This window comes from Exiguobacterium sp. A1_3_1 (assembly GCF_048985645.1).
Taxonomy (GTDB): Bacteria; Bacillota; Bacilli; order Exiguobacteriales; family Exiguobacteriaceae; genus Exiguobacterium_A; species Exiguobacterium_A indicum.
This window is the reverse complement of the sequence record NZ_WBYY01000348.1, coordinates 1-355: the sequence shown is the minus strand read 5'-3', so window position 1 is coordinate 355 and position 355 is coordinate 1. Positions and strand designations below refer to the sequence as shown.

General features: G+C 41.7%; 1 pseudogene. It reads right to left on the bottom strand.

The features are described 5' to 3' along the window. Positions 1-7: 7 nt before the first annotated feature. Positions 8-355, bottom strand: a pseudogene (locus tag F8N00_RS18290) (hypothetical protein); the annotation flags it as partial.

The following is a 355-nucleotide window of genomic DNA, read 5'->3' as shown; positions in this document are numbered from 1 at the left end:
CTAAAGGTCAATCTAACTCAAAACTCCATTTCTTTTTGCGACAAACAAGCGATCCACGTCGAAGGATCGATTCTTTCTCTGCTTCAAAATCTTCATGTAATACGTTCATGTCTTCGTACCGTCCTGCTACATAGACGGGAATCGTGATATTTCTTGAGAAAACAGACCGTTTTGCACTTTCGAAATCAATCAATACTCCTTCTTTGAGAAGATGACGGATATGAATCATGATTTCAGCTGTTAAAGCGATCGAGGCGACGGATCGTGCGTGCTGACGAAATTTCCGTTGTACGAGATCAGAGATAAGTTGTTCTACCCGTGACCAATCCTTCAAGTAAACAGAAGCATGAAGACC